The following is a 2,618-nucleotide window of genomic DNA, read 5'->3' as shown; positions in this document are numbered from 1 at the left end:
GAGTCGGTGGTTTCGTTGCCAACACCATCAAGGACACTGACATCAACACTAAACGCACCATCAGGCAGTGGGGTTGTCGGGCTAATTACCCAATCACCATTGGCATCCACGGTGGCGCTGAGGGTTTCGCTGTTGCCATCTTTATCGGTAACAACCACCGTCACTGCAGCCCCTTGACCCGCATCAGTGGTCCCACTAATGGCTGGGGTGTTGTCATTGCTCAATGTATCGACGCTCACCGTGAGCGTCGGTGGCGTACCATCAAAATCAGTCGAAGTGATCGTGCGCACATTACCTGCTTCATCACTGGCACTGGCAGTCACAGAGGCCACTGTTAGCAGTGGAATGGTTAAGCCCACAAGCGTCCAGTCGCCATTGGCGTCAGTTGTAGTGGTATAGGTTGCGCCTATACCGCCACCAATGAGATTTTCAGTGATGGTGATAGTACTACCAGCAGGTAAATCGGAGGTACCGCTGAGAGACACTAACTGCCCTAATAGGAAGGTGGGCACAAACGCAAGCTCTGGTGGAATTGTATCCACCACGCCATTGTCACTGGCGTTGCCGGTATTACCTGCGGCATCAGTGAGACTGGCAGTCACGGTGTACGCACCATCGATAAGCGGCTGCGTGGCTTCTGCACTCCAATTACCGCTAGCATTGGTTTGTACTGTCACCGTATGGCTGCCATTGCCATCCGTAAAGGTAATCGCAATGTCACTATTGGCTAGATCCGATGTCCCTGTAACCAGCGGCGTATTGTCGTTGGTCAACGCCGGTGCATCGATAGTGACGCTCGGCGCTGTTGTGTCTATCACCCCAGTTTCGCTATCGGTGCCGGTATTGCCTGCGGAGTCTGTCACACTGACATTCACTGTGTACTCGCCTTCGACGAGCGCGTTACTGACCTCCACCGACCAATTTCCTGCGCCATCCGTTAGGGCTGTCGCGCTTTGTACTGCGCCATTTGCAGCGATGATTTCAATCGTTACTTGTGTGCCTGCTGGCACACCACTACTTTGGCCACTAATAAGGGGGGTCACATCACTGCTGTCTGCCAGTGCATCCACACTGAGCATTGGAGCCGTTACATCAATCACCCCGGTGACACTGGCGCTGGCTGGATTGCCCGCTTGATCTGAGACACTCGCAGTGACTGTGTATTCGCCTTCAGCCAATACCTCCAGCGCAGGCACTGACCAGGTGCCTGATGGTGTCATTTGCGTGGTGACTGTGTGTGAGTTGCCTGCCGCATCATTAAATACTAAGGTGACAATGCTGCCTTGTGGCGCACTGGCCGTGCCGCTGATAGTAGGCGTGGTGTCATTCGTGTCGGCTGGCGGATTAATGCTGATATCCGGCATGGTGGTGTCGATAATCCCAGTAACTGTGGCCGTGCCTTGATTACCCACGCCATCTTCAACGGTGGCGGTCACCGTAAAGTCACCCTCCGCTAAATCACTACTGGCCGTGACACTCCACGTGCCGCCGGTTACGGTGGTTTGAATAGTCTCTGCTGGATTAATTCCATCATTTATCACCACAGTGACAACACTGCCATCTGGCGCATCACTGCTGCCGTTAATGGTCGGTGTGGTGTCATTGGTTTCACCAATCGCATTGATGGTAATACTTGGCGCTAAGGTATTGAGTGTGAAGGTATCGGTGGCACTGTTGCTATTGCCCGCCGCATCACTGACGCTCGCAACCACCGTATAATCATCATCGGCTAAAACTGGGGCGGTAACGGCCCAGTCACCATTGACATCAACCGTGGCACTGAGTGTGGTAACTGTCCCACCGCTGTCGGTGACAGTGAGGTTTATCACTGTCCCTTGTGGCTCTGATGAGGTGCCACTGAGCGTTGGCGTGTCATCATTAATTGCACCCAAGTTATTAATGCTGATCAACGGATCTAAGGTATCCACACTGCCAGTTCCGGTGTCACTGCCGGTATTGCCTGCCGCATCGGTAATACTGGCGGTCACTGTATAACTGCCATCCGGTAAGCTTGGTGCTGTTACTTGCCATGAACCATCAGCGAGGACGGTGGCACTTAATCCATAACTATCGCCATTGACATCCACGATACTGATGCTGACAACGGTGCCCGCAGGCTCGGTTGAGGTACCCGTAATCGTTGGTGTCGCATTGTTTCCAAGGCCATTATCATTAACCATAACAACAGGCACTGAGGTATCAATATTGCCTGTTAAGGCCACTTGAGTATCATTTCCCGCCGCATCGGTAATGACGGCATTGACGGTGTAATCGCCCTCGCTCAGGCCGTTCGGTACTTCGACTGACCATTGACCATTGCTCTGTACTGTCGCGCTCAGGGGTTGTTCAACCCCGTTGGCATCGGTAACCACTAGGGTCACTGTGCCACCGATTTCATTGCTGGTGCCACTGAATACCGGGGTGACGTCACTGCCATCACCCACGCCTTGCACTGTAAGACTCGGCGCGGTGGTATCAATCACACCACTAATTGAGTCGGTGGTTTCGTTGCCAACACCATCAAGGACACTGACATCAACACTAAACGCACCATCAGGCAGTGGGGTTGTCGGGCTAATTACCCAATCACCATTGGCATCCACGGTGGCGCTGAGGGT

1 protein-coding gene is annotated in these 2,618 nt (G+C 53.4%); it reads right to left on the bottom strand.

The genetic code is table 11. From position 1 onward, the window contains the following. A partial coding sequence (locus tag H5201_RS22265) for an Ig-like domain-containing protein (protein ID WP_182785427.1) occupies positions 1-2,618 on the bottom strand: 2,618 nt, incomplete at both ends.

This window comes from Pseudoalteromonas sp. SG43-6, assembly GCF_014164365.1.
Taxonomy (GTDB): domain Bacteria; phylum Pseudomonadota; class Gammaproteobacteria; order Enterobacterales; family Alteromonadaceae; genus Pseudoalteromonas; species Pseudoalteromonas rhizosphaerae.
Note: the sequence above shows the minus strand (reverse complement) of the source record. Positions and strands in the feature narration are given on the sequence as shown.